Origin of the sequence: Salmonella sp. SJTUF15581 (assembly GCF_043356775.1) — a bacterium.
Taxonomy (GTDB): Bacteria; Pseudomonadota; Gammaproteobacteria; order Enterobacterales; family Enterobacteriaceae; genus Salmonella; species Salmonella enterica.
Map to the genome: position 1 here is coordinate 1 of NZ_JBEUJY010000034.1, position 3652 is coordinate 3652.

Genomic DNA, 3652 nt, shown 5'->3' on the forward strand with positions numbered 1-3652 from the left:
GCCGGAAGAAGTCAGGGAGCTTATCGACGCCTCGCCCTACGCAAAAAAGTACACATCCGGCGTCTTGTCCTTTGCCGAAAAGGATTTACCGCCCGGGCAGCGCGAAAAGCTGATGGCGAGCTTTGAACGGGTTCTGATGCCCGGACTCGATAAAGACCAGTACAGCGTGCTGTGGGTTGAGCACCAGGATAAGGGGCGGCTGGAGCTGAACTTCCTGATCCCGAACACGGAGCTGCTGACCGGCAAGCGTCTCCAGCCGTATTACGACCGCGCCGACCGTCCGCGCATTGATGCCTGGCAGACCATCGTGAACGGCAGGCTGGGGCTGCATGACCCGAACGCGCCTGAAAACCGGCGGGTGCTGGTCACGCCGTCCGCGCTGCCGGAAACGAAGCAGGAAGCCGCTCAGGCAATTACACGGGGTTTACTGGCCTTAGCCTCGTCCGGGGAGCTGAAAACCCGCCAGGACGTCACTGAGGCGCTGGAAAGCGCAGGTTTTGAGGTGGTACGCACCACAAAAAGCAGCATCAGCATTGCCGACCCGGACGGGGGGCGAAACATCCGACTGAAGGGAGCCATCTATGAACAGTCTTTTAACGCTGGCGAAGGACTTAGAGCAGAAATCGAAAGCGCAGCAGCAGAGTACCGGCGAGATGCTGAAAGCCGCATTCAGCGAGCACGAGAAGTCTGTCAGAGCGGAACTGAGCGAAAGCGAGAAGAGAATCAGCGCCGCCATCCTCGACCACGACAGGAAGCTGTCCGCTGCCATGAGCCAGCGCACGAAAGGTATGCTGCGGATGGTCAGCCAGACGTGGCTGACCATCGTCTTGGTGTCTACACTGCTGACAGCATCGGGCGCAAGTATTCTGTGGTGGCAGGGGCAGCAGATACTCGACAATTACACGACCATCCGGGAGCAGAAGCGCACGCAGGCCATGCTGTCCGAGAGGAACAGCGGTGTGCAGCTCTCGACCTGCGGAGAGCAGAGACGCCGCTGCGTGAGGGTGAACCCGGAAGCGGGACGGTTCGGAGAGGATTCGAGCTGGATGATACTGGCGGGGAAATAGCACATGACGGAGCTGGAAAAACAGTTGCTGAGCGCATTAGAGCAGCTACAGCAGGACTACTCGAAAAGGCTGGACGAGTGGGAGAACGCCTTCGCGGAATGGCGGACGATGTCTGGTCTTATGCAACGGGAGAACGCGGCGCTGAGCGAGCGCGTCACGGGCTTGAGCAGGCAGGTGCAGAGTTTGAGCGAGCAGCTGCGCCGGTTGTCACAAGGCTGAACGTGATAGAGGCACATCGTGAGCAGGAACGGGCGGCGCAGCATCAGAAAGCGCTGGAGCTGGAACGATCTCAGCGACAGCGAACGTACAACGGTCCGTCACTTTGAATCTGTGCGCCGGAAAAGCATGGGCTTGCTGTTTCTGGCGTACAGGTTCAGTTCTAGAACATGAGGCTGCTATCTTGTTGTTCACGCTTCATCAGATCTTGATGCTTATTGTTATGGCTGAGCTATCAATCCCTGTTGCGTTGCTAATATCCTTTTTGGCTCTTTCAATTGCCTCGTTAAGGGAGAGTTTTTCTGTTTTCTCTTCAGCCAGACCAGGAATCACTGTATTAGGAACCGATGGGGATGAAGGATGGAATTTCTTCCATTCCAGTTGTTCCGGTGTTACCCCAATACGTAAAAAAGCTTCCTGTGCGCTCAGGTAAGCAACCGGATAGCGCTGACCATCGGTTAGCATTTTCCATGCTTTTGGCGTGTGAATTTCTGCGTATTCATCAAAGGTTATGACGTTCCTGTCGTCGTAATCAGGGCTTTTAAAACACCCGGTAATTTTGGCGATCAGGAATGCTGTGCCGTGTTCCAGGTCTTTTACTGCCCACGTTTCCCTTCTGTTTCTTACTGCTATGAGGTAATCGGCATCGTTGAGCCTGTCTGTTCTGGCATGCCAGTAGCCTGACCCCCCCTCAGTTCTCATTATGTTCAAATCCTTCCCGGTAAAAACCACAACAGCTTTCATATCTTTCATATAGAAACCCTTAATAGGTGAGTGAATTTCATTTTTTATGGAATCTATACGATAAAAATCGTGTTGTAAATGTTTTTTTATGCGATAAAATGCAGTCCTCCTACCTCTTTTATTGTTAGTGGTAAGGCTTTCTGTTTGGTTTTTTGATAAACCGGTTAAAACAGGGGCTTGGACGAGGATATACATTGAAAGCATGAGCAATTCACGTGGCTGCATGGCTATGCAGCCACGTGAAATTTATCAGGCGCAGAATGCGCGGTTTAGCGGGGAGTTTACTGCCGATTTTACCGGGCTAACGCCGCTTTCACGCTGAACCCGTCCGGAGCGGTGCGGGCAAGGAATGTTATGGTAAATACAACTGGTTTTTTCTATCAAGATTTACTGGAAATTGCTCATTACGTCAGTGTTAGAATCAGCCCTTCAAAAAGGGATTTAACGCCTAAACATAATAGTGAAGGCTATAGAGGTGTAGTTTGTGAACTTGTTACTTCCACGCGATATAGTTGAAGCTGTTCTTAATGATAAGAAAACAAAAAATGCACGAGTGGCTAAGTGTGATGGAAGTGAATTTTTTCTAGAACTGCCAAGCATGAATGCAGACTTTCCCGCAGGGAAAATCATCCTCAAGCTAGGAGATTCCGGTTTTTACAACAAAAGGACAAAAAGTCTCGAGGGAGCCTATGGCCTTAGGCATATATGGGACAAGCATCGTGTCGAGATAGGAGCTACTTCCGCTGAGGATATTGTCATCTTTTTGGAGAGCATATTATTAGCTGGGGCAGAAGTGCTCATAGATCCTAAAAAAGGCCAAAACAAAGCGATTGTTGTAGAGTCAGGAACGGGGATGATGATACTAGAATTGAAAAAACCAAACGGCGAAGACCCGTACTACAGCATCATTACTGCTTATGATAGGAAGAGCCATCCAGGTACAAAACTTCATACCATAATATGAAAAAAGCCGGCTAAATAGCCGACTTCTTCGTAATAGTGTTGTTCGTGGCATTCCCTTAGCATTTCGGTTCGGGACAGGTCTTTGACCTTAACAACGCATTGTCGAAATCTGGTTTCCGACAAGTAGCCTACAAATATGTAACCAATCCAGAGTTCAGGTTACATACCAAGCCCTTCTACACATACAGAATACAACTCTATCACTGCTCATCTTTTTGCAAAAAGTGCTATTTTGGTGTTCAGTGGAAACCAAAACGAAGCCAAATCACTGGTAAACGGTCAGATCTCCTTGTGATCGTTTTACTCTCGTCGTAATCTCTCTCCCTGTAAACGAAAAAACCACCCGGCAAGGTGGTTTTTCGAAGGTTCAGTAAACCGGCAAGTTTCTGAACCGTGGTAACAGTCTTGTGCGAGACATGTCACCAAATACTGTCCTTCCAGTGTAGCCTCACTAAGGCCTCCACTTCAAGAACTCTCGATACATCTCTCGCACATCCTGCTTACCAGTGGCCGCTGCCAGTGGCGTTAAGTCGTGTCTTTTCGGGTTGGACTCAAGACGATAGTTACCGGATAAGGCGCAGCGGTCGGACTGAACGGGGGGTTCGTGCATACAGTCCAGCTTGGAGCGAACTGCCTACCCGGAACTGAGTGTCAGGCGTGGA

At 50.3% G+C, this 3652-nt stretch carries 4 protein-coding genes and 1 pseudogene; 4 read left to right on the forward strand and 1 reads right to left on the reverse strand.

From position 1 onward, the window contains the following. Positions 1-64: 64 nt before the first annotated feature. The 3 genes and pseudogenes from ABVN36_RS24525 to ABVN36_RS24535 all read left to right on the forward strand — a co-directional run. Positions 65-211, forward strand: a pseudogene (locus ABVN36_RS24525) (hypothetical protein); the annotation flags it as partial. 370 nt (positions 212-581) lie between these two features. Continuing rightward, positions 582-1067, forward strand: a complete 486-nt coding sequence (locus ABVN36_RS24530; RefSeq protein ID WP_001086854.1) for an MbeB family mobilization protein — start codon at positions 582-584, stop codon at positions 1065-1067. Between the two features lie 3 nt (positions 1068-1070). Further along, positions 1071-1286, forward strand: coding sequence for an MbeD family mobilization/exclusion protein (locus tag ABVN36_RS24535; protein WP_000137421.1), 216 nt, complete (start codon positions 1071-1073; stop codon positions 1284-1286). A 198-nt stretch (positions 1287-1484) separates the two neighbouring features. On the opposite strand, the gene ABVN36_RS24540 is transcribed toward ABVN36_RS24535, so the two are convergent. After that, on the reverse strand, positions 1485-2252 hold the full coding sequence (locus ABVN36_RS24540) for a hypothetical protein (RefSeq protein WP_196042596.1): 768 nt from the start codon (positions 2250-2252) through the stop codon (positions 1485-1487). A 259-nt stretch (positions 2253-2511) separates the two neighbouring features. Here ABVN36_RS24540 and ABVN36_RS24545 point away from each other — a divergent pair, with 259 nt between their 5' ends. Then, positions 2512-2991 carry a hypothetical protein gene (locus tag ABVN36_RS24545; RefSeq protein ID WP_023138585.1) on the forward strand — a complete coding sequence of 160 codons (480 nt, stop codon included), beginning with the start codon at positions 2512-2514 and terminating at the stop codon, positions 2989-2991. Positions 2992-3652: the final 661 nt, after the last annotated feature.

Excerpts from the sequence above, each read along its gene's own strand:
- ABVN36_RS24535 (WP_000137421.1), top strand. The coding sequence starts at position 1,071 with ATGACGGAGCTGGAAAAACAGTTGCTGAGCGCATTAGAGCAGCTACAG.
- ABVN36_RS24540 (WP_196042596.1), bottom strand. The coding sequence starts at position 2,252 with ATGCAGCCACGTGAATTGCTCATGCTTTCAATGTATATCCTCGTCCAA.
- ABVN36_RS24530 (WP_001086854.1), top strand. The coding sequence starts at position 582 with ATGAACAGTCTTTTAACGCTGGCGAAGGACTTAGAGCAGAAATCGAAA.